The sequence below is a fragment of the Rhizobium sp. B230/85 genome (assembly GCF_019355735.1).
Taxonomy (GTDB): domain Bacteria; phylum Pseudomonadota; class Alphaproteobacteria; order Rhizobiales; family Rhizobiaceae; genus Rhizobium; species Rhizobium rhododendri.
In genome coordinates, this window is record NZ_CP072156.1 from 2828572 (window position 1) to 2850491 (window position 21920).

Annotated in this window: 18 protein-coding genes, 1 tRNA gene and 2 pseudogenes; 5 read left to right on the plus strand and 16 right to left on the minus strand. The window is 60.8% G+C overall.

What is annotated here, in order from left to right; genetic code table 11:
- Nucleotides 1-1188: an IS91 family transposase gene (locus J5289_RS13690; RefSeq protein WP_162854796.1), complete on the plus strand. Its 1188-nt coding sequence runs from the start codon at nt 1-3 to the stop codon at nt 1186-1188.
- Nucleotides 1189-1921: 733 nt separating this feature from the next.
- On the opposite strand, the pseudogene J5289_RS13695 reads toward J5289_RS13690, so the two are convergent.
- Nucleotides 1922-2297 (minus strand): annotated as a pseudogene (locus J5289_RS13695) (transposase); the annotation flags it as partial.
- 954 nt (nt 2298-3251) lie between these two features.
- Between J5289_RS13695 and J5289_RS13700 the strand changes: the two are divergent.
- Complete coding sequence (locus J5289_RS13700; RefSeq protein ID WP_209207809.1) at nt 3252-4451, plus strand: IS256 family transposase; 1200 nt, start codon at nt 3252-3254, stop codon at nt 4449-4451.
- Nucleotides 4452-4485: 34 nt separating this feature from the next.
- Here the strand turns inward: J5289_RS13700 and J5289_RS29220 are convergent, their stop codons facing one another.
- Both J5289_RS29220 and J5289_RS13710 read right to left on the minus strand, forming a co-directional pair.
- Nucleotides 4486-4734, minus strand: coding sequence for a hypothetical protein (locus J5289_RS29220; protein ID WP_257625372.1), 249 nt, complete (start codon nt 4732-4734; stop codon nt 4486-4488).
- Between the two features lie 233 nt (nt 4735-4967).
- Nucleotides 4968-5043 (minus strand) — tRNA-Ile (locus J5289_RS13710).
- A gap of 149 nt (nt 5044-5192) precedes the next feature.
- On the opposite strand from J5289_RS13710, the gene J5289_RS13715 reads away from it, so the two are divergent.
- Nucleotides 5193-5936, plus strand: coding sequence for an SIMPL domain-containing protein (locus J5289_RS13715; protein ID WP_209184260.1), 744 nt, complete (start codon nt 5193-5195; stop codon nt 5934-5936).
- Nucleotides 5937-6030: 94 nt separating this feature from the next.
- Here J5289_RS13715 and J5289_RS13720 read toward each other — a convergent pair whose 3' ends face one another.
- The 7 genes and pseudogenes from J5289_RS13720 to J5289_RS13750 form a co-directional block, all read right to left on the minus strand.
- Complete coding sequence (locus J5289_RS13720; protein ID WP_142823270.1) at nt 6031-6381, minus strand: hypothetical protein; 351 nt, start codon at nt 6379-6381, stop codon at nt 6031-6033.
- Between the two features lie 180 nt (nt 6382-6561).
- The gene (locus J5289_RS13725; RefSeq protein ID WP_374108565.1) at nt 6562-6873 is read right to left on the minus strand and encodes a hypothetical protein; all 312 of its coding nucleotides are present in this window, start codon (nt 6871-6873) and stop codon (nt 6562-6564) included.
- 117 nt (nt 6874-6990) lie between these two features.
- Nucleotides 6991-7413, minus strand: a pseudogene (locus J5289_RS13730) (secondary thiamine-phosphate synthase enzyme YjbQ).
- Nucleotides 7414-7560: 147 nt separating this feature from the next.
- Nucleotides 7561-8373, minus strand: coding sequence for a siderophore-interacting protein (locus tag J5289_RS13735; RefSeq protein ID WP_209184261.1), 813 nt, complete (start codon nt 8371-8373; stop codon nt 7561-7563).
- A gap of 26 nt (nt 8374-8399) precedes the next feature.
- The gene (locus J5289_RS13740) at nt 8400-8990 is read right to left on the minus strand and encodes a PadR family transcriptional regulator (protein WP_209184263.1); all 591 of its coding nucleotides are present in this window, start codon (nt 8988-8990) and stop codon (nt 8400-8402) included.
- Nucleotides 8991-9185: 195 nt separating this feature from the next.
- Complete coding sequence (gene ftsZ, locus J5289_RS13745; RefSeq protein ID WP_111222763.1) at nt 9186-10211, minus strand: cell division protein FtsZ; 1026 nt, start codon at nt 10209-10211, stop codon at nt 9186-9188.
- A gap of 272 nt (nt 10212-10483) precedes the next feature.
- Entirely contained in the window at nt 10484-11584 is a 1101-nt protein-coding gene (locus J5289_RS13750; protein WP_209184264.1) for a branched-chain amino acid aminotransferase, read from the minus strand.
- Nucleotides 11585-11796: 212 nt separating this feature from the next.
- On the opposite strand from J5289_RS13750, the gene J5289_RS13755 reads away from it, so the two are divergent.
- Nucleotides 11797-12567 carry a pyrroline-5-carboxylate reductase gene (locus J5289_RS13755; RefSeq protein ID WP_209184271.1) on the plus strand — a complete coding sequence of 257 codons (771 nt, stop codon included), beginning with the start codon at nt 11797-11799 and terminating at the stop codon, nt 12565-12567.
- A gap of 22 nt (nt 12568-12589) precedes the next feature.
- On the opposite strand, the gene J5289_RS13760 is transcribed toward J5289_RS13755, so the two are convergent.
- From J5289_RS13760 to J5289_RS13770, 3 genes are all read right to left on the minus strand, one after another.
- A complete protein-coding gene (locus tag J5289_RS13760) occupies nt 12590-13129 on the minus strand; it encodes a GNAT family N-acetyltransferase (RefSeq protein ID WP_209206506.1) in 540 nt (179 codons plus the stop codon).
- Nucleotides 13122-14348 carry an MFS transporter gene (locus J5289_RS13765; protein WP_209184275.1) on the minus strand — a complete coding sequence of 409 codons (1227 nt, stop codon included), beginning with the start codon at nt 14346-14348 and terminating at the stop codon, nt 13122-13124. The genes J5289_RS13760 and J5289_RS13765 overlap by 8 nt, the downstream gene beginning before the upstream one ends.
- 169 nt (nt 14349-14517) lie before the next feature.
- Nucleotides 14518-14847, minus strand: coding sequence for a helix-turn-helix transcriptional regulator (locus tag J5289_RS13770; protein ID WP_247749155.1), 330 nt, complete (start codon nt 14845-14847; stop codon nt 14518-14520).
- A 316-nt stretch (nt 14848-15163) separates the two neighbouring features.
- Here J5289_RS13770 and J5289_RS13775 point away from each other — a divergent pair, with 316 nt between their 5' ends.
- The gene (locus tag J5289_RS13775; RefSeq protein ID WP_209184277.1) at nt 15164-17008 is read left to right on the plus strand and encodes a methyl-accepting chemotaxis protein; all 1845 of its coding nucleotides are present in this window, start codon (nt 15164-15166) and stop codon (nt 17006-17008) included.
- A 36-nt stretch (nt 17009-17044) separates the two neighbouring features.
- Here J5289_RS13775 and J5289_RS13780 read toward each other — a convergent pair whose 3' ends face one another.
- From J5289_RS13780 to rpoD, 3 genes are all read right to left on the minus strand, one after another.
- Entirely contained in the window at nt 17045-17578 is a 534-nt protein-coding gene (locus J5289_RS13780; protein WP_247749156.1) for a GNAT family N-acetyltransferase, read from the minus strand.
- A 141-nt stretch (nt 17579-17719) separates the two neighbouring features.
- Nucleotides 17720-19048, minus strand: a complete 1329-nt coding sequence (locus tag J5289_RS13785; protein ID WP_209206505.1) for a DUF930 domain-containing protein — start codon at nt 19046-19048, stop codon at nt 17720-17722.
- A gap of 431 nt (nt 19049-19479) precedes the next feature.
- Entirely contained in the window at nt 19480-21534 is a 2055-nt protein-coding gene (rpoD, locus tag J5289_RS13790; RefSeq protein WP_209206504.1) for an RNA polymerase sigma factor RpoD, read from the minus strand.
- Between the last annotated feature and the right edge of the window lie 386 nt (nt 21535-21920).

Below are 21920 nucleotides of genomic sequence, written 5' to 3' on the forward strand. Positions count from 1 at the left end.
TTGCGTCCCGCCTTCGAAGTCGCCGACATCTTTCGGTGGCATGGTGGCCCTTACAGACGCGAGAACGCCGGTCATCTTGGCCGCGGCGAACGACGTGTCATGGGAGCGATAGAAGCCTGCCGGACACCCAGGCTTGGCGGTCACGTCAATGCCTGCGATAAGTGCGGCAAAACCCGCATCTCCTATAACTCCTGCCGCAATCGTCATTGCCCAAAGTGTCAGGGAGCTGCTCGCAAGGAATGGGTCGATGCTCGCATCGCCGATCTCTTGCCGGTCCCCTATTTCCATGTGGTCTTTACGATGCCACGTGGTGTCGCTGAGATCGCCTTCCAGAACAAGGCGGTCGTCTATGCATTATTGATGCGGATCTCGGCCGAGACCCTGCAGACCATCGCAGCTAACCCCAAGTGGCTGGGCGCAGAGATCGGTGTAACCGCTGTGCTCCACACCTGGGGCCAGGCCATGACCCACCATCCCCATGTCCATTGTGTCGTACCGGGTGGAGGCCTCTCACCCGATCGAACAAGGTGGATCAATTGCCGATCGGGCTTCTTTCTGCCCGTTCGCGTGCTGTCACGTCTGTTTCGCCGGCTTTTCCTGACAGCTCTCGCTGATGCCTTTGCCAAAGACGAGCTGCAATTCTTCAACGAACTCGCTCATCTCAACGATAACAAGACATTCGCCCGCCATCTTGCCCGCGCTCGCAGCATCGAATGGGTGGTCTATTCGAAGCCGCCATTCGGTGGTCCGGATCAAGTGCTCGCCTATCTTGGCCGCTACACCCATCGTGTTGCCATCGCAAACAGCCGCATCGTCCATGTCGATGACGACCATGTCGCCTTCCGATGGAAGGATTATCGTGGAAACGGTCGCGACCGTGAGAAGATCATGCGTCTTCATCCCCACGAGTTCATCCGGCGCTTTCTCCTTCATGTGCTTCCGGATGGCTTCCACCGCATGCGCCATTTTGGCTTTCTCGCCAATTGTCACCGGCGCGATCGTATCGCTCTCTGCAGAAGCCTCCTCGGCCAACTATCACCGATAGGCGAGCGATCCCATTCGACAAAATCTCAACAGGCCCATTCCTTCGAATGCCCCGATTGCCAGCACCCCATGCGTCGAACTGGCGTCACCGTCGCGCCTGTTTCACCGCCTCGGCCATCATCCTTCTGGTGCGATACTTCATGATGTCAGACAACCGCAAACATTACAGCATATTCCCACTCGCTCGCCGCTGTGCCGGCGATCGATATCGCTCGACCCCAGCAAGACCGAACCGCGTCAGATCCCGGTACATTTGGCCCACAGGTCTGCAAGGTCTCCGGCAAAACGCTCAGGAATGTCGATTCTCAGGATCAGCGACACCCTCGGAGCAATCGGGACGGCATGGTTCCGGCTCTGCCGACATCGGGCCACTTCTCAATTCCCCATAGCAGCGTCAAACAACCCGCCTCTTAGTTCAATCCGGCTTACATGAGGTCGCCCGAACCCGCCGCACCGTCCCATGCGACCTCAAATAACCCTCCAGATTCACGCAACAAACCTGCAATGATTCACGCATCAGCCCGACTATTATGTAATAAAATCAGCAATTTAAGTTTTTACGAAAATTGGCGATTTGTCGCCAAAAATGCCCAAATGAAGCTTCGGGCGCTGTATCGCGATTGTTCGACAACACCCAAATCGACGGAAGCGCTCACCCGAGAGTCGTGCATAGGGATACCCTTTAGTGTGTTGTGAGCGTGGGACAACATGTAGATCTGTTCCCCATAGACCCAGACCCTCGCCACATCAAGGTCGTCATTTAGACTGCCTGGTACGCTCGAAACACTGGCCATAAGATCCACGAGACTGGTACCCATCTTTCCGCGTCGATCGACAAGCGACGTTCTATTTTGAAGTTGCGCACGCACTTCCATTTGCGATAGCGGATCGTCTTGCGTTCGGCGGATATGATGTTGCAGGCCCGTCGTTCCGAAAGACCCATGACGGTCTTCAGATGTGTAACGGCGTCACGCTGGGCGGCGGGCCCTACCATTTTTTGCAAGAAGCTCGCGGAGTGCGGCCGCATCCAGCATCTGCTCGGCCAGCAACTTCTTTAGCCTGGCATTCTCGTCCTCAAGCGCCTTCAGCCGCTTCGCCTCGGAGACTTCCATGCCGCCGTATTTGGCCTTCCAGTTATAAAATGTTGCTTCTGAAATCCCGTGCTTGCGGCAGAGATCGGCAGCCTTCGCGCCAGCCTCCTGCTCCTTCAGCACACCGATAATCTGCTCTTCCGTAAATCTCTGCTTCTTCATTCGTCCGTCCCTTAATAGGCCGGACCCTTACCCATTATGGAGGAAATTCTCAGTGGCAGGTCAGCCGATTATCAAGGACACTCCCGAATGGTAGCCTATCAACCAACTTGAAGAAAGCGTGTTGGCAAGTCCCGCCCATGGGTCTGGATTTTCAAATCATTTCCACAAGGAAATATATTTTTGTCCATGTTTACTTACTTTCGTCGAATGGAATATATTGCTTAAAGGGCCTTTTGGGGTCGGGAGCTTCTCCGCTTGGATAGAGCAGACAATACATTTTGCTGTGATACACGACGGCTAGAGGATAACATGAGTCAGCCGCGCTCATGCCACGAGCAGAACATATACTGAATCCCTTCCCAATATCCTGAGATGTACATTTCTCGCCAGGACAAAAGTACTGTGTTATCCCGGTGTATCCTTTGGAAAAAAACACAACTGGCTTCGAATACATGTCCAGAGACCCAACGGTCTCGGCTAGCTTTTTGTAGGCTTTGTCGACATCACTCTTATCGCCAAAACTGAAAGTCGATGGTGTGTCGTTCGTATAGTCGAACTTAGAAACTTCTGTTTCACAGTTCAGAGCGAAAGCCGGTGAGAAAGAAATGATCGCGCCGATCAGTCCGAGAAAGATGACATATTGGTGTGATTTCATCAATTTAGGTCGATCCTCCCACTATCAATAACGACACGCTTCTCGCCGTTTACTTCAATCTCGTCAAAATCCAGGAAAAGTTTAGTGTCTGAGATGGCGATTGAACCGTCTTCGCGCATCAAGACATTTGAATTGCCACAGATCGTGTCCCGCCGGGTGGTGTAGGTTGTGGAGGGTAGCAAAGGCGAGTGCCCGCGCGCTTCCATAGCGCTGTAGCGGGTGATCGGCTTTGCGGGCGGCCACCAGTGTTTTCCGTTAGGGTCGGGTTGTTGAAGACCAACCTGACGGAAAGATCACCGATGACCAAAGACATGATGGACGTGCGCTCGCTTGTTGAGAAGAGCGCGGATGCAGATTTATTGCGTGAGATGATCGGTTTTGCCGCCGAGCGGCTCATGGAGCTGGAGGTCGGCTCAGCCACAGGTGCCGATTTCGGCGACAAGAACCCGTTGCGGCTTGCTCAGCGCAACGGCTACCGTGACCGTGATTGGGAAACCCGAGCTGGGACCGTGGAGCTTCGCATTCCGAAGCTGCGCAAGGGCAGCTACTTTCCGAGCTTCCTCGAACCCCGCCGCATGGCAGAGAAGGCTCTGACGGCGGTCATCCAGGAAGCTTATATCCAGGGCATCTCGACCCGTTCAGTTGACGACCTGGTCAAGGCCATGGGGATGAGTGGCATATCCAAAAGCCAGGTGAGCCGTCTCTGCGAAGAAATCGACGTTAAGGTGAAAGCGTTCCTCGACAGACCGATCGAAGGCGACTGGCCATATCTATGGGTCGATGCGACCTACCTCAAAGTCCGACGCGGCGGACGGGTTGTCTCTGTCGCTGTCATCATCGCCGTCGGCGTCAACAGTGATGGCCGGCGCGAGGTCCTGGGTATGGAGGTTGGCACGTCAGAAGCCGAACCGATCTGGACGGAATTTCTGCGCAAGTTGAAACGCCGAGGATTGCGCGGCGTCAAGCTTGTCATCTCCGATGCCCATGAAGGTCTCAAAGCGGCCGTGACCAAGGTTCTCAATGCCACCTGGCAGAGGTGCCGGGTTCACTTTATGCGGAACGTCTTGGCGCATGCCGGAAAGAGCGGTCGGCGGGTCGTCTCCGCCTTCATCGCAACGGCCTTTGCCCAGGAAACACCGGAGGCGGCCAGCGCTCAATGGCGTAGTGTCGCCGACCAGATCAGGCCGAAAGTGCCAAAACTTGCCACCATCATGGACGATGCCGAAGACGATGTTCTGGCCTACATGACCTTCCCGAGAGAGCACCGGGCAAAGCTACACTCGACCAATCCGATCGAGCGTCTCAACGGCGAAATCAAGCGCCGCACTGATGTGGTCGGTATCTTTCCCAACGACGAGGCAATCGTCCGTCTTGTCGGGGCGCTGCTGCTCGAACAGAACGATGAATGGGCCGTGCAGCGCGCCCGGTACATGACCCTTGAGACCATGGCCCAAATGAGCGATGATCCCCAAATCAGTTTGCCAGCAGTGGCTCGCTGATATCCCCTCCGACCTCAGTCGGAAAGCACGGCAATCAGCCGCGACCTACACCACGTCCAGGGGCACGATCATTGCCACAGGTTAGGTGAAGTTCACTGTTACTCTGCAATGCAGTGCTGTTTTGGCTCGTTAAAGAGAGTGTGTCATTGCTCATAAGGTTAATACGTGAACCTGCGTTGACGCTGTAGGACAAACCGACATTCGTCGTCATTCCTGCACCAACATTCACTGCATTAAAAACACCCACGCTCTCGGTCTTGTTCTTCTCGACAATGACCGACATGTTACCTTCGCCCGGATTCAGTATTCCGGGAAAGCCGAGTTTTTTGCCACCTCACCTATTCCGCCGGCCAAAGATGTCAACAAGGAAGTCACTATCCTACCAATGCCGCTTGGCCCCACCGTAAGCATCATGTTTCCGCCAATGACCTCCGTGGTGATTGTTTTCCGCCTCAGTTGCACCAATCGTTGCATTTGTTGCAGCGACCATTGGTTTCGTCAGGACATAGAAAAATGTGGTGGGCCCGGAGAGACTCGAACTCCCAACCAAGCGGTTATGAGCCGCCGGCTCTAACCATTGAGCTACAGGCCCTACCTTGCGCTCTGCGCAATATATCGGAGCAATGGTCCTCCGGTATGTCTTGCCTCTAGCCCAAAACTTGTGTCACGACAAGGGATTGCCGCATTGGCTACACAATCAATCGACACAAGGGTATTCCAGAAGAACAACGGAGGAAACCGATGACCCTGCCCCAGCCAGCCAGACTTGCCTGCAGCGCCTTTGCCGGCCTTGCCCTGCTGACGCTCACCAGCGCGACGGCCTTTGCAGCGGGCGAGCCGCGCCAGGCGCTGATCAGCGTTTCCGGCGAAGGCCAGGCGGCTGTCGCGCCCGACATGGCGGTCGTCACGCTGTCGGTCGTCAAGCAATCAAAGACTGCCCAGGATGCACTCGATCAGGATAACAAGGCGATGGGCGCAGTTCTGGCAACCCTGAAGAATGCCGGCATCGCCGAGCGCGACCTGCAGACCTCCGGCTTTGCCATCCAGCCGCAGTATAATTATCCACCTGCAAAGGACGGCCAGCAGCAACAGCCGGAACTGGTCGGCTACCAGGTGACGAACGGCCTGACCGTGCGCGTGCGCGACCTCGGCAAGCTCGGCGGCCTCATCGACCAGGCGGTCGGCCTCGGCATCAACCAGGGCGGCGACATCCAGTTCGTCAACGACAAGCCGGATGCGGCAATCGAGGCGGCTCGCAAGGACGCCATGGCCAATGCCGCCGCCAAGGCAAAGACGCTCGCCGAAGCCGCTGGCGTCAAGGTCGGCCGCGTCATCGAGATCACGGAAAATGCCGTGCGCGCAGCACCGCAGCCGATGATGCGTCCGCTTATGCTCAAAGGGGCTTCGGACGCGGCCATGCCGGTGGCCGGCGGTGAGAACAGCTATAACGTCACCGTCAACGTGACCTACGCGCTGGAGCCATAGGGCCAGCCGCAACGTTCACGGCAACGCATCAAACGAAAGCCGCCCCGGGTTCGAAAACCCGGGGCGGCTTTTTTTCGTTCGACGGTCAGAGGCCTCAGCGGCCCATCATCGGGCAGCCGCGGACATTGGCGAACATGATGGTGTCGGGACCACGGCGGCTGAAACCGTTGACGACGACCCGGCGCGGCGTCACGTCGACGACGCGGGCGCGGCGCAGGCCGTAATCGCGGGCTATGCCTTCTGCCTGGCGCGGATCACAGCCGCGACCACGGAAGCCGGGTGGCGGCATCGGCGGACGGCCGTAATAGTCCGGCGGTGGCGGACGGTGATGTCCAGGACCGACGTAGATGTCGAGGTTCTGTGCAGAGGCCGAGGTCACCGTGCCGGAAAAGGCACCGGCAATCAGCGCCGCCGTCAGGGCGGCTTTGGCCAGAATAAGTTTCATGTCATCCTCCATGGAGCGTAAATACAATCAGCGCCCACCGCGCCTCCCACGCAATCGGCGCTGGTGCAACGGCTGGAACCGAAAACGGTTCAGAATCAGCCAAAGGCATCTTCCAGTTAAAAGCAAGTCCCGCGAGACGCCAGATCAAATATCGCCACGCGGTGCGGAAAGCCTGTCGTTCTATCGGCGCAGCACGGGGCAATCGGACTGGTTGGCAAACACCATCCGTTCCATGCCATGGTGGCTGCGGCCGACGACCACGACGCGGCGCGGCGTGATCTTGGCAATCTCGGCGCGCCGTATGCCGGCGGCCCGCGCCTTGCGCACGGCCATAAGCGGCGAGCAGATATCGCGGCCATGATGTTGGTAACGGACCGTTTCCGCAGGAGACGAAAGACCGGCAGCAGAGACCGAGGGCGCCATGACCGACACTGCGCTCAACGCAATCAGGCTGGCGGTTCCGAGTTTCGCAAACAGGTTCATCACATTCACTCCGTTTCCTCAATTTCATTGCCCGACGGATCGGGCATGCGGTGAAAACTAGAGGAGCGAGCTTGAACGACAAGCCAACGGCCCGTTCACTTCCTATTCAGCGGCCGTTTCAGAGGCTTATGCGCCGAGATGCAGTATCACCTCGCGCTGGTGCGGCCGATCCCTGTGTTCGAAAAGGTAGATCCCCTGCTAGGTGCCGAGCAGCAGGCGACCGTTGTTGACGGGAATGCCGATGGACGTCTGCGTCAGCGCCGCCTTGATATGGGCCGGCATGTCGTCGGCGCCCTCGGCAGTGTGGATCACCCAGCGCATGGACGGATCGGAGGACGGTGGCACCAGCCGCCGGAAGAAGGCATCGAGATCGGTCCTGACGTCGTCGTCGGCGTTTTCCTGGATGATCAGCGAGGCCGAGGTATGGCGCACGAAGACGGTGAGCAACCCTTCCTCCGCACCGCTGCGGCGCACGAACGCCGCCGCCGCATCCGTGAATTCGTACAGCCCCTGGCCATGGGTCGACAGCTTGAGAACGGTCTGCGGCATGAAAACTCCTTCGCGCACGGTTTCCCGTGAGGTCGGTCGCGGCGGCGACAAAGTCAAGGGCAGCGAGACCGCCGGCCGGCTATCGACCAGCCGGCGGTCTTTTCAGGCCGGTAAACCCCGGCATGTGTCGTGGCGTACCCGCCCCGTTCAGTCGCTGTGGCTTTCGTGAAAGCCCGCGCTGCCATGGCGCCAGTAGCCGGCCGACTTTATCCAGCCGCGCGGCACGCCGCGTTGCTCCACCAGCACCTTGCGCAAGGCCTTGGCGACATCCGTCTCGCCGGCAATCCACACATAGCCGTCGCCATCAGGCAGGGTCAGGTCGGAAAGCGCGGCAAACCAGACGGCTGTGTCGCTTGCAGCCGACAGCGGTCGGTGAAGCCATCTGATGTCGAGGTCTGCGCTACTGGCAAAGGCCTGCTCTTCGGCTGGGCCCGTCACGGCGGCGATAACGATGGCGCGCACGCCAGTGCGCAGTTCCTCCAGCCGTCGGCCGATGGCTGGCAGCGCCGTCTCGTCGCCGACCAGAAGGTACCAGTCGAAATCGTCGGTCACGAGGAAGGAGCCGCGCGGACCGCCGACCCCCAGCCGGCTTCCCGGCACCGCGTTGACGGCCCAGTCGCTGGCCGGACCGGCCTCGTGCACGGCAAAGTCGATCGTCAGTTCCTGCCTGTCGGCATCGTATCGACGCGGCGTGAAGTCACGCACCGGAGACGCGACGACGCCCTCTGCCAGTGGCGTCGCATCCGGTCCGATGGCCGGCCACACCGGTAGCTCCTCGCCGGGTTTGGGAAAGCATAGTTTGACATGGTCGTCATAGCCGGCGCTGACGAAGCCGGCGAGATCCTCGCCTCCGAGCGTAATGCGCAGCATGTCGGGCGTCAGGCGCTCGGTTGCCGTGACGGTCAGAAGGCGGCGGCGCAGTTCGTGGCGAACCCGGCCGATGGCGTGTTTTTCGGTCATGAAATCTCCTGTGGTGGAGGCGGCCTCTAGCCGCGATTGATTTCGGCGACGGCGCGGCGGAGGATGTCTGCCAGCCGGCTCGCTTCGTCGGTGGAACAGCCGCGCTTGTGAAACAGCGCCGTCTTGATCGCCAGCCGGGCCACTTCAAGCGCCTCGTGACCATGGGCCTCTGGGTCCTGACCCGCTCGTGGACCGCGCCCCTCCATCACGTCGCGCACCGCATCCATCTTGGAACCGATATGGGCGAGATCGTCGAGAATACGGTCGGCGCCGGCCCTGTCCGCCGACAGCGCGGAAAGACCGGTCTCGGTGATGCGAAACAGCTTCTTGTTGCCCTCGGCCTCGCAAACCGCATGACCGATCTCGTCGAGATAGGTGAGCGCCGGGTAGATCATCCCAGGGCTCGGTGTATAGAAGCCGCCGGAAATATCCTCGATCGTCTTGATCAGCTCGTAGCCATGGGCAGGCTGTCGGGCCAGCAGCGCCAAAATCAGCAGCTGCAGATCGCCCGAGCTGAGCTTGCGGCCGGCCCGAAAGGCGCCGCTGGCGGCAAAGCCGCCCTCGAAACGACCATGCCCACCCCTGCCACGTCCGTCTCGTCCATGATGATCGCGCATCACCATTTCCTTACGTAAGATACAACAGAAAACATATCTTAAGATATATCGGCATGGAGATGTTCGCAAGCGGAGATCGATCCAGCCGTCCGATGCGAAAGAAGAAAGAAATCCGCCTCCTGGATACAGTTGCGCCGGCCAACGCGATCCTGGGTGAACCGCATTGGCCGGCGCTTGTCAGGTAAAAAGCTTGGACTATTGAAGCGTGCGTCGCTGTGCCTCGGCGACGGCACTGGCTGCCATTTCGCTGTTGGTCTGGCTGCGGTCGAGGCCGGTGGCAACCACGGAGACACGGAATGCGCCATCGAGATTGCGGTCAAAGATCGCCCCGACGACGATATCGGCGTCCTCGTAAACTTCATCGCGGATGCGGGTGGCGGCTTCGTCGACTTCGAACAATGTCATGTCCATGCCGCCGGAGATCGACACCAGCACGCCCTTGGCGCCCTTCAGCGATACGTCGTCGAGCAGCGGATTGGCAATTGCCGCTTCGGCCGCCTTCATCGCACGTCCCTCGCCCGAGGCCTCGCCGGTGCCCATCATGGCCCGGCCCATGCCCTGCATCACGGATTTCACGTCGGCGAAATCGAGGTTGATCAGGCCTTCCTTGACGATCAGGTCGGTGATGCAGCCAACGCCGGAATAGAGCACGCGGTCGGCAATGACGAAGGCATCGGCGAAGGTGGTCTTGGCATCGGCAATGCGAAAGAGGTTCTGGTTGGGAATGACGATGACGGTATCGGCCGCCTCGCGCAGCCGCTCGATCCCCTCTTCGGCAGCTTCCATCCGGCGCTTGCCTTCGAAGGTGAAGGGCTTCGTTACGACCGCAACGGTCAGGATACCGGCAGCCCGCGCTGCAGCGGCGATCACCGGAGCTGCTCCCGTGCCGGTGCCACCGCCCATGCCGGCGGTGACGAAGCACATGTGGGTGCCTTGCAGGTGGTCCATGATCTCGTCGATCGATTCTTCCGCAGCCGCACGGCCGATTTCCGGCAGCGAACCGGCGCCGAGACCTTCGGTGACCTGCGCACCCAACTGGATGAGACGGGTCGCCTTCGACATGGTCAAGGCCTGCGCGTCGGTGTTGGCGACGACGAATTCGGCGCCGCTCAGACCTTCCGCGATCATGTTGTTGATGGCGTTACCGCCGCCGCCGCCGACGCCGATGACGGTGATTTTAGGCCGCATCTCGGCAATGTCGGGCTTTGTGATGATGGCCATGTGTCGTCTCCCGTGCCCACGGCGCGGTGGGCTTTGCTATCCTGGTGCGCGTCGGACCGGTCGCCTGCGACGACCGCTCCGAATCAATTGGCCCAATGTAGCGGGTTAAAAAGGCTAAGAGCAGGCATATATGCAAAAACAGGCGAAAGCCGCGCGGGATTTTTAAAGCCGCTCAAAGCATCGCGCCCGAACGGTTGCTGGCCGCCGACGTGGACCATGTCCGGTTGTACAGGCAGCGGAGGCCGGCCTATGCGGACCGGCCAGGCTGGAGGTCAGGCTTCGACGGCGTGCGTCCAGCCATGCGGATCGTTGGTGGCGCCCTGCTGCATGCCGACCAGCGCAGTGCGCAATTCCGCCGTCAGCTGCCCGGTTTCGCCATCGCCGATGGTGAACTGGCCGTCCGAATGCTTGATCAGGCCGATACCGGCAAGCACAGCCGCAGTGCCACAGGCAAAGGCTTCGCGGAGTTTTCCGCTCGCCGCATCCGCTTGGAACTCCTCGAACGAGTAGCGCTTCTCCTCGACGCGTAGACCCTTGGCCTCAGCCAGCGCGATCACCGATTTGCGGGTGATGCCGGGCAGGATCGTCCCGCCGAGCGGCGGGGTCACCATGCTGCCGTCCTTCATCACGAAGAACACGTTCATGCCGCCGAGTTCCTCGATCCAGCGATGCTCGGCGGCATCGAGAAACACCACCTGGTCGCAACCCTGCTTGGCTGCCTCGGATTGCGCCACAAGGCTGGCCGCATAGTTGCCACCGCACTTGGCAGCACCCGTGCCGCCGTTTGCAGCGCGCGTATAGTGCTTTTCGACCCAGACCGACACGGCCTTGCTGCCGCCCTTGAAATAGGAGCCGACCGGCGAGGCGATGATGCAGAAGATATAGTCATGCGCCGGCCGCACGCCGAGAAAGGCTTCATTGGCGAACATGAAGGGGCGAAGATAGAGGCTCGCGTCGCCCGACGGGATCCACGCCTTGTCAACCCGCACCAGCGTCTCGACTGCCTTGATGAACAGGTCCTCCGGCACCGGGGGCATTGCCATGCGGATGGCGCTGTCGGAGAAGCGTCGTGCATTTTCTTCCGGACGGAACAGCAGGATACGGCCATCGGCAGTCTTGTAGGCCTTCATCCCCTCGAAGATTTCCTGCGCATAATGCAGCACGGCGCTGGCCGGATCGATCGACAACGGCTGGCGAGCGGTCACCTTGGCGTCGTGCCAGCCCTTCTCCGTGGTCCAGCGGGCAAGCACCATATGGTCGGTGAACACCTTGCCGAAACCCGGTGTCGCCAGCGCCAGCGCACGGTCGGCGTCGGAGACCGGCGACGGGTGAAAATCGATCTTGATATCGGCAATCTTTGAAGTCGTGTCCATTCCATCCACCTTGTAACGCAGCGATCGACCCTGCCGCCCGCCAATGATTCACGGGACAATAACGGGGAATTCCGCAAATGGGCAGTGCTGCCTTGGCCAAAAACGTCGTCAAATCGCGTTATCCGCGTGGGCAGAGCGTCAATGACGCCCTCGCGACATTGCCCTCTGAGGCGAACCGGCGATAGATGACGGAAAGAGCAAGGGAGTTGTGCATGCGATTGGGATTTGTCGGAACCGGCGCAATTACCGAAGCGATCGTCACCGGTGCGCTCGGTGCAGATCTCGCCATCGCATCTATCCTCGTGTCGCCGCGCAATGCCGATGTCGCAGCCAGGCTCGCTGCCGCCTCTCCCCTCGTCCGTGTCGCCAAAGACAACCAGACGGTGGTCGATGGCGCCGACATGGTGTTTCTCGCCATCCGGCCGCAGATCGCCGAGACTGTTGTGCGGGCTTTGGCATTCCGCGCCGACCAGCACGTGGTCAGCCTGATCGCAGCGACGGACCGGACCGCCCTTTCCGACTGGATCGGTACGGACCTGCGGCTGACCCGGGCGATCCCGCTGCCCTTCGTCGCCGAGCGGAAGGGCGTGACAGCCATCTTTCCGCCGGACGAAGACGTCGCCGCCTTTTTCAACGCGCTGGGATCGACCGTCGAGGCAAGGACCGAGGAAGAATACCAGCTTCTCGGCTCAGCCAGCGCCATGATGGGAACCTTCTTCGGCATTCTCGAGATCAGCAGCCGCTGGCTGGAAGCGCAGGGGATGCCCTACGACCAGGCGAAGAGCTACCTTGCGCCGCTGTTTGCCAGCCTCGCCGATACCGCCGCCCGGCCGCAAGCACCGGATTTCGACGTGCTGCGCGGTGAATTCTCGACCAAGGGCGGCCTCAACGAGCAGGTCTTTGCCGATTTTACAGCCGCGGGCGGTGCGAAGGCGCTGACCGAAGCGCTCGACGGCGTCCTCGCCCGCATCAGGGGCAAGTAGACATCGGGAGAAGCCATCCCGTTCAGCGCTGGCTGGATATCGCGCGGTATTCGGACTTCAAAAGCCCAATCATCGCCATATCCCATCTTTCATCGCCGACACGGGCGCAGGAGCGACGCACGCCTTCATGCACGAAACCGAGCTTTTCATAGGTGCGGATCGCGGCGCTGTTGAAAGTGTAGACGTTCAGTTCCAGCCGCTCCATGCCCTCGATGGCAAAGGCATGTGTAACGACTGCCGAAAGCATGGACAGGCCAAAACCACGACCGCGTTCTTCAGGCGCTATGGCGACGCGCGCCGGGCGGCCCACACCATTTCGGCGATCCAGCGCCAGTTGCACGTGGCCGACGATGCGGCCATCCAGCGCCCGCGCCGTCCAGATCAGCCGCTCGGGCGCTTCCCCTTGCGTCTCGGCCAGCATCGCCTCGCACTGGGTGATATCAAGCGGAAACGCCAGCGTCGGACCCGCCCACTGGATCAATTCGACCTCGGTACCAAACCAGCCAATCAGTGCCTCGAAATGCCGCGGCGCAAATGCCTCGAGGGTTACTGCCTCAGCCATTCAAAGTCTCCACCTTGGCGAGCGCCGGGAACAACCTCATCCACGCCAGCACCACCACGATTGTTCCAATACCGCCGATGACGCCTGTCGCCACCGGCCCGAGGGCCCCGGCCAGCATACCCGATTCGAATTCACCGAGCTGGTTCGACGTGCCTATGAACAGCGAATTCACCGCATTGACCCGGCCGCGCATCGAATCCGGCGTCAGCAGCTGCACCAGCGAACTGCGCACCACGACGCTGACCGTATCGGAAGCGCCGACCACCAGCAGCGCCAGCACGGAAAGCGCGATGTTGCCAGACAGCGAGAAGACGATGGTCGCAACTCCGAAAATGGCGACGGCGAGCAGCATCGTCTTGCCGACCCCGCTTTGCATCGGCCGGCGCGCCAGCACGATCGACATGGCAAGCGCGCCAACGGCCGGTGCCGCCCGGAGCAGGCCAAGCCCCCAGGGACCGGCCTTGAGGATGTCATGGGCGAAGATCGGCAACAGCGCCGTTGCCCCGCCGAGCAGCACCGCAAACAGGTCCAGCGAGATAGTGCCGAGCATGATCGGCCGGCTGCGGATGAAGGCGACGCCGGCAAACACCGAGCTCAGGGTGACCGGTGCACGGGCCACCGGTGCCCGACGCGCCATGCGGATGGAGATGACGTTGAAGCTGGCGACGGCAAACAGCACAGACGCCATGACAAAAGGCGCGACCGCGTCGAGGCCGTATAGCAGCCCGCCGACAGACGGGCCGATGATCAGGGCTGTCTGCATCATCGATGTCGAGGTGGCGATGGCTTTCTGCAACAGCGGCGCGGGCACGATATTCGGCAAAAGCGCCGCCATCGTTGGCCGCTCAAAGGCCTGCACGGCCCCGAGCACAGCAACGGCGGCTAGGATGCCGGCGGGCCCGAGCCAGTCGCGCCAGACGGCGATGGCAAGCACCACCGCCGTGACCGCCTCAACGATCTGGCAGGCAAGACCGATGCGACGCCTGTCGAAGCGGTCGGCAACATGGCCGACGACGAAGGTGAGGATGACCATCGGCAGGAACTGGCAAAAGCCGACAAGCCCGAGCGCATAGGCACTGTGGGTCTGGTCGTAGATCATCCAGCCGAGTGCCACGGTCACCGCCTGGAAGGAAAGTTGCGAACAGACCCTGGACGCGACAAAGGAGAGATAGGCAGGGTTGCGCAGCACGCTACCCCCGGCAGGTTGATCGCTGTCCATCGAATGTCCTCGGGAACACCGGCCGCCTGATACAGGTCGGCGCGGAGACTGCTATGGGAGACTTACTTCTCCTGCTCCGCTCGAAACATCGATTTGTCAATTCACGAAATCCGGCGTCTCTCCGAAAGACACGACGGCGACGTCGTGGAGCGCAGCTGTCGACAGCCTCTCAAGGCGCGCCCGAACCACCGCGTTCCGGCGGACGCTCGAGAGAAGAGCCGGGCAGGATGTCGTCGAGCGTTTCGAGCAGTTTCTTCACTTGATCCGAGCGGCACGAAAAATAATCCGTATCCGCCCGCTTGGTACAGATCACCAGTCCCGCACCGCGAAGCGCACCGAGATGCTTGGAACATGCCCCGCTGCCGATACCCGTTATTAGCGCCAGCGCATTGAGCGGCAATTCACGCTTCAGCAAGATCCTGAGGATCAGCAGCCGGTCGCGATCTGCAAGTGCCGCCAGCAATGCCGCGCCCTGCTCGAAAAAAGCACTGTCTCTCAAGGGTCCATCTAAAGGCATCAAGGCTCCGCGATCATAAACGCTGCCGTACTCGTACGACCGATGTGAATGCCGGCTAAGGAAACTGCATCGTACCGACCGGGGTGATACGCAGGCAACGGACGGAAAGTTTCAGGAAATTGCGCACAATGTCGTCGGCGCACAGCGGATGACAGGACGCAACATTCGATTGAAACTCCCGCCAGGCCGCCCATCATCGGGGCTTTGGCCGTGCAACCTCAAGATTAAATCGCCAGCGTTTTCGCTTCCTTAATCACATTTGCCAATATTGCCGAAAAAGCCCGCAGGAGTTGCGCTGATGAACCGATTGCTTCCTTCAACCATTGTCTCACAGATTGTTTTTGTCACAATAGGGCTGATTTTTCTCGGAATTTCGGCTGTCGCTGGAGCAACGTACTATCAGTTGCGGGAGCGCGTCCTGACGACTGCGGCTGACGATGTCAGGGATGCAAGCCGCGCGATGGCGGTCATCTACAGCGTGAAACTCGCCGGCACGACAGTCGATATACGCGACGGCGAACTTCGCGGCATCGTGCATGATGGCGCCCAACAGGTTTCAGATCATGATCTCGTCGACAAGGTGGCCACGTCGATCGGTGGCGTCGCTACCATCTTCCAGGTCCAGGACGGCGACTACCTGCGCATTTCGACCAATGTGAAGAAGGAAAATGGCGAGCGTGCTGTCGGTACCAAACTCGCCGCCGACCATCCGGCCCGACCGATGCTTGCCGCCGGCAAGCCCTACTACGGCGAGGCCGTTCTGTTCGGAAAGCCGTATATAACCGGCTATTTTCCCATCCGCTCAACCGCCGGCGCGACGACCGGGGTTCTTTTTACCGGTATCCCGATGCAGGTCTATTCGGACCAGATCGATGCGCTGAGAACGCTGATTTTGATTGTCGGCGCTGCCGCCATGATGGCCATCGGACTGCTCGCCTATGTAACAACGGGGCGTTTGATCCGCCCGCTGACGGTCCTCAGAGGCTCTGTGCAGGCGATTTCCTCCGGCACGCTGGACACGGCCATACCCTACCTGTCCCGCCGCAATGAATTCGGCGACATAGCCCGGGCACTGGAAGGGTTTCGCGACAACGCCCGTGCCAAGCAATTGATGGAAGGCGAAAACGCCAGGCAGCGCGCATCCGTCGAGGAAGAGCGGGCTCGCAACGAAAGCGACAAGCGCAGTCTCGACAGCCAGATCGATTTTGCTGTCGAACAGCTCGCCGGCGGCCTCGCCCGGCTTGCACAGGGCGACCTGTCGCACGACATCGACACACCGTTCGCCGGGCGGCTGGAGCAGTTGCGCATCGACTTCAACGGCTCGCTGGTGCGCCTGAAGCAGACGATGGTGCAGATCCGCGAAAATACACTCTCGATCCAGGGCAGCGGCTCAGACATGCGTCAGTCCGCACTCGACCTTGCCAAGCGTACCGAAGATCAGGCAGCATCGCTGGAAGAGACAGCCGCTGCTGTCGAGGAAATCACCGTCACCGTGCGCTCTTCGGCTGACCGAGCCCGCGATGTTCAGCAGGTTGTCGGCAAGACGCGCAAGACCGCCAGCAGTTCTGAATCTGTCGTCAACAATGCCATCGAGGCAATGGGCCGCATTGAAAGCGGCGCGCGGCAAATCGAGCAGATCATCGAGGTGATCGACAGCATCGCCTTCCAGACCAACCTTCTGGCCCTCAATGCCGGCATCGAGGCTGCACGGGCCGGAGACGCAGGCAAGGGATTTGCCGTCGTCGCCCACGAGGTACGCGAACTTGCACAGCGCTCGGCCGACGCAGCAAAGCAGATAAAGGGGCTGATCGACCAGTCGACCGCCGAGGTCAAGACCGGATCGGCGCTGGTGCGCGAGGCCGGCCAGGTGCTGACCAGCATCAGCACGCAGATTGTCGAGATCAGCAAGCACATCGATACCATCGCCACCGCCGCCCAGGACCAGGCCTCGGCCCTGCAGGAGGTGAACAGCTCCGTCAATGCCATGGACCAGATGACCCAGAAGAACGCCGCCATGGTTGCCGACACGACAGCCGCCAGCAACGAACTGGCCGACGAGGCCGACGCCCTGCTGACCATCGTCCAGCAATTCCGCACGGACGACGTAACGCAGGCGACGCCACGGATGGCCCGCGCGGCGTGAGACGTACGCCTGCAGCAGCAGACCGTGCTGATAGGGTTAAGCACCGACTGACGTATGAAGGAGGATGGCCATGCTGATTGTATCGATGAAGCGGCCGTCGATGTGGACGGCTCGCCTGAGAACCCCCTCGGTTGCGAAACCGACCTTCTCGTAGAGCGCGATGGCAGCGACATTGTCCGCATGGACGGAGAGCTCGACGCGGAGAAAATCCCGCTCTCGTGCTTGCTCCAGAGCCGCCTCGATCAATCTCCTGCCGAGCCCCCGTCCGCGAAATTCCGGGATCAGCCCCATCGCCAGGCTACCGCGATGGGCGTGGGCAGGGAAAAAATGACGGGTGATGTCACACCATCCCACAGCGCGGTTGCCGGCGATCGCCACCACATGCGGGTTTTTCCGCCCGATCATATCGAGTACATGGGCGCGCGTTTCCGCCAGCGAGAAGGCTTCGAGCATCGTCAGATATTTTCGCTCCCGGGCAACCGTGTCGAGGGCAGCGTGGAAGCTTTCGACATGCTCGTCTGAGGTCGCGACAATCTCGATTTCCTCTTTGCCCGTCATGACCATAGTCATCCACTCCCCTTCCCGAAAGCATGTGCTTGCAGACTATCCTCCACCGTAAAACGACCGCAAGGCAATTAGCAGATTGCTCAACCAGATGCGGTGGAGAACAGAATAGCGCGGGATGGCTGGCTACTGCGGTACTGAAGCTGGCTAGTTGTCCGGGAAGCCACGGCTTCGCCATTCGCTCCGTGGCACGGGCTCGCCGATGTCAAAGGAAAAGGACTGTACTTTCGTCGCCTCAGCATCCAGTTCGCAGCGAAAGCGCAGATTGTACCACTGTCCATCGGCGCGAAACTGGCTGCGCTTGACGTCGAGAACGTTGCCTGACGGCAGTCGGTAAGCCGGCAGCAGCTCGGGCCGATAGACGGGCGCTGCGTGGCGCAGCTGTTCACGCAGCTCGCTGGCGCACAATTCTCCGGCGCGAACCCCACGTGGGATATTGCCCATCGCTCGGGTCGCAGCGGCATCTCCGGTCTCACTGCGGGAAAACAGCTTCTTTGCCTTCGTCATTGCTCCATCGGCGGGCTTTCCACCCGGCTTTGGCGGCGCAGGCTTGTCCTTCGGTAACTCGGACGGCGGCGCTGGCGCTAGTTCGACCTTGGCGCTGTCGGGACTGTTGGAGGGTGGGCCATTCTTTTCGGCAGTGCTGTCGGGCACGTCTACCTGTGGCAGGTCGATGTTTGGTGGCAAAGGCCCTGCCCCGCCCGGCGCATCCACCGGCGGGGTATCGGTGAGGGGTGTCTCACTCGGTGGCATTGCAGCCGGCGGCTTGTCGGTCGGGGGCACCTCCGGTGGCGTTTCCGGAGTTGCTGCGGCGTCCGGCGTTTGCGCCGCCGCATCATCTGGCTTGGCATCCGTCGCATCGGGCTTGGCCGCATCGTCAGCCGTCGGCTCCGGCTTGGTGTCGCCCTCCGCGCTGTTGCCGTCTTCCGATTTCTTCGGCCCGGCATCCTTGTCGCCATAACGAAACACCGGATCGAGCGCGCGGATCCGCGACTGCTCGGCGGGAGGCGTCGCCTTCGGGGGTTCCTCTGGCGGCTTCTCCTCCGGTGGCAGTGCCTTTTCAGGTGGCGGCGGAGATGGCGGCTTTTCCTCCGGCGCTTTCTCGGGCGGCGGCGGGGGTGGCGCCGGCTTTTCCTCCGGCGGCTTATCAGCGGCTGGCGGGGGCGGCGGCTCGGGAGGAGCCGGCGGTTGCTCGGCTTTCGCAGGTTCGGCTGGTTTGGCCGGTTCGGGCGGCTTTTCCGGCTCCGGCATTTTTAGCGGCTCGGGCAGCTTGTCAGCCTCCGGCTTCGGCTCGGGCGGTTTTGGCTCTTCCGGCGGCGGCACCAGTTCGACGCTGACGCTATCTTCCTTGGCGGGCTCCGGCATCTTCATGGCGTCCGGCAGGAAGAGCAACGCCACGACCAGCACATGCACGACAAGCGAGGCAAGCACCACCCAAAGCGTCTTCCGCCACCGCACAAGCCGTTCGCTCGCCATGCTTCAGTGCCGGTCCATCGACGCGTCGCCGCCTGGAAAATATGCCAGAATACCAATCATACGAATTCCTTAACGCCTGCCGACTTGCGAAGATACCGGATTCTCGATCACCATCCCGTCAGCAGACAGAGAGAGCTGAGATGGGGATTGCGGGACGCCGCGTCCAGCCATGATCGGCAGAGCTCGCGAAATTGCCGCAAGATTGCCGGTCTTCGAGGCCGCGGCCCGCCTCTGTGATCGACATGAGCTCGGGATACGCGCAGCCGACGCATTGCATCTGGCGATTGCCATGGACGCGTCCGCAACCCTGCTTACCTTCGACCACCTTCTCCTGAAAGCCGCGTCGAGCCTTGGCCACCCCTGCCCGCCCCATGAAAAAACCCGGCCAGTGAAAACTGACCGGGTTTCTGTTGGTAACCTCTCGTAGAACCTCAGCTGTCGAGGAACGAGCGCAGTTTGCGGCTGCGGCTTGGGTGCTTGAGCTTGCGCAGCGCCTTGGCTTCGATCTGGCGGATACGTTCGCGTGTGACCGAGAACTGCTGGCCGACTTCTTCCAGCGTGTGGTCCGTGTTCATGCCGATACCGAAGCGCATGCGAAGCACGCGTTCCTCGCGCGGCGTCAAGGATGCCAGCACCCGGGTCGTCGTTTCGCGAAGGTTCGCCTGGATGGCGGCGTCGATCGGCAGCAGCGCGTTCTTGTCCTCGATGAAGTCGCCGAGATGGCTGTCTTCCTCGTCGCCGACTGGCGTTTCGAGCGAGATCGGCTCCTTCGCGATCTTCAGGACCTTGCGGACCTTTTCGAGCGGCATGGCGAGCTTTTCGGCCAGTTCTTCCGGCGTCGGCTCGCGGCCGATCTCGTGCAGCATCTGGCGCGATGTCCGGACGATCTTGTTGATCGTCTCGATCATGTGCACCGGAATGCGGATCGTGCGCGCCTGATCGGCAATCGAGCGGGTGATCGCCTGGCGGATCCACCAGGTCGCATAGGTCGAGAACTTGTAGCCGCGGCGATACTCGAATTTGTCGACCGCCTTCATCAGGCCGATATTGCCCTCCTGGATGAGATCGAGGAACTGCAGGCCACGGTTGGTGTACTTCTTGGCGATGGAGATGACGAGACGCAGATTTGCCTCGACCATTTCCTTCTTGGCGATGCGCGCCTCGCGCTCGCCCTTCTGGACCATGTGGACGATACGGCGGAATTCCGAGATGGAGATGCCGGTTTCGGTCGCAAGGCTCTGGATATCGCCCCTGATGTCGAGGATCGTCTTGGCTTCGCTCTCGGCAAACTGCTTCCAGCCGCGGCCGGTCAGGTTGGAGATGAAGGTCATCCAGTTCGGATCGAGCTCGGCACCGGAATAGTGCTCGAGAAAGCTGTCGCGCTTGACGCCGTAGGATTCCGACAGGCGCAGCAGCTTGCCCTCGTTCTGCACGAGACGCTTGTTGATGTCATAAAGCTGCTCGACCAGCGCATCGATGCGGTTCTGGTTGAGCGACAGAGACTTGACCGACTTGATGAGCTCGTCCTTGAGCTCCTTGTAGCGGCGCTCCTGGGCCGACGACAGGGCGCCGGCGGCAGCCAGACGCTGCTCGACCTGCTGGTCCTGCAGTTTGCGCAGCTTCTTGTAGGTCTCGGCAATGCTGTCGAGCGTCAGCATGACCTGCGGGCGCAGCTCGAATTCCATCGCGGCAAGCGAAAGGCTGGACTCGTCGTCCTCCTCTTCCTCTTCCTCGCGCTGGCCTTCGCCGCCGACATTGGTGATGTCGTCGTCGCCGAAGCGTGCCTTGCGGGTCTTTTCCTTTTCCTCGGCGAGCTTACGGTCGGCCTCGATCTTCTCAGGCGACTGGAATTGCGGAGCGGCCTTTGCTTCCGGGCCGGAATAGGTGGTTTCGAGATCGATGATCTCGCGCAGCAGCGTCGTGCCCTCGTTGAGCTCGTCGCGCCAGATGATCAGCGCCTGGAACGTCAGCGGGCTCTCGCAAAGACCGCCGATCATCGTCTCGCGACCGGCCTCGATGCGCTTGGCAATGGCGATTTCGCCTTCGCGCGACAGAAGCTCGACAGAGCCCATTTCGCGCAGGTACATGCGCACCGGATCGTCGGTGCGGTCGGTCGGCTCCTTCTTCTTGGCGGTGGCCAAGGCGGTGCCGGCCGAAGGCGCAAGCTCGCCGCCTTCGCTCTCTTCCTCGTTGTTGTTGTCATCGTCGTCGGAAGAGGCCGGCGTACCGGGCTCCTCGACGTCCTCGTCTTCCACGACGTTGATGCCCATGTCCGAGAGCATGGCCATCGTATCTTCGATCTGCTCGGAGGTGACTTCCTCGGACGGGAGGACGGCATTGAGCTCGTCCATCGTCACGTAGCCGCGCTTCTTGGCGGCCTTGATCATCTTCTTGACCGCGTCATCGGAAAGATCGAGAAGCGGGCCGTCGGAGGCGCCGTCGCGTTCGACTTCAGCTTCTTCGTTTTCTTTGACTTTGGTTGCCATCTATATAGTCGCTTTCCCTGACGCTGCCCTGCCTGCGGTTGGGCTTGAGAGCCCCGAGCAAAAAACTCGCCCGCCGCAATTGTTCACGAACACCTACGGAATGATCTTTAATTCCGAATTAACCACGCGCGCCCAAAAGCTCAAGGCCAGACGGTTCACCTGGCGAACTGCTGGACATTGCTGCCCCATGACGCGCGAGACCTTCTCTGCCTGAAATGGTGATTCCCACTATTTCCCTTCCCGTCAAGCTATTCCGCGAAGAATGATGCGGAAAACCCGGAAAAAGCCCGACATACATGGGCCGACTTGGCACGGAGGCCGGTATGGGTGGGATATGGGGAGGATTGGGGGAAAGACAAGGGTGGGGGTGGATGGGGCGCGGCCCT

What these genes read in the sequence shown, in the direction of transcription:
- J5289_RS13700 (WP_209207809.1), top strand. Translation starts at nt 3,252, where the DNA reads ATGACCAAAGACATGATGGACGTGCGCTCGCTTGTTGAGAAGAGCGCG.
- J5289_RS29220 (WP_257625372.1), bottom strand. Translation starts at nt 4,734, where the DNA reads ATGTCGGTCATTGTCGAGAAGAACAAGACCGAGAGCGTGGGTGTTTTT.
- J5289_RS13715 (WP_209184260.1), top strand. Translation starts at nt 5,193, where the DNA reads ATGACCCTGCCCCAGCCAGCCAGACTTGCCTGCAGCGCCTTTGCCGGC.
- J5289_RS13720 (WP_142823270.1), bottom strand. Translation starts at nt 6,381, where the DNA reads ATGAAACTTATTCTGGCCAAAGCCGCCCTGACGGCGGCGCTGATTGCC.
- J5289_RS13735 (WP_209184261.1), bottom strand. Translation starts at nt 8,373, where the DNA reads ATGACCGAAAAACACGCCATCGGCCGGGTTCGCCACGAACTGCGCCGC.
- J5289_RS13740 (WP_209184263.1), bottom strand. Translation starts at nt 8,990, where the DNA reads ATGCGCGATCATCATGGACGAGACGGACGTGGCAGGGGTGGGCATGGT.
- ftsZ (WP_111222763.1), bottom strand. Translation starts at nt 10,211, where the DNA reads ATGGCCATCATCACAAAGCCCGACATTGCCGAGATGCGGCCTAAAATC.
- J5289_RS13750 (WP_209184264.1), bottom strand. Translation starts at nt 11,584, where the DNA reads ATGGACACGACTTCAAAGATTGCCGATATCAAGATCGATTTTCACCCG.
- J5289_RS13755 (WP_209184271.1), top strand. Translation starts at nt 11,797, where the DNA reads ATGCGATTGGGATTTGTCGGAACCGGCGCAATTACCGAAGCGATCGTC.
- J5289_RS13760 (WP_209206506.1), bottom strand. Translation starts at nt 13,129, where the DNA reads ATGGCTGAGGCAGTAACCCTCGAGGCATTTGCGCCGCGGCATTTCGAG.
- J5289_RS13765 (WP_209184275.1), bottom strand. Translation starts at nt 14,348, where the DNA reads ATGGACAGCGATCAACCTGCCGGGGGTAGCGTGCTGCGCAACCCTGCC.
- J5289_RS13775 (WP_209184277.1), top strand. Translation starts at nt 15,164, where the DNA reads ATGAACCGATTGCTTCCTTCAACCATTGTCTCACAGATTGTTTTTGTC.
- J5289_RS13780 (WP_247749156.1), bottom strand. Translation starts at nt 17,578, where the DNA reads ATGACTATGGTCATGACGGGCAAAGAGGAAATCGAGATTGTCGCGACC.
- J5289_RS13785 (WP_209206505.1), bottom strand. Translation starts at nt 19,048, where the DNA reads ATGGCGAGCGAACGGCTTGTGCGGTGGCGGAAGACGCTTTGGGTGGTG.
- rpoD (WP_209206504.1), bottom strand. Translation starts at nt 21,534, where the DNA reads ATGGCAACCAAAGTCAAAGAAAACGAAGAAGCTGAAGTCGAACGCGAC.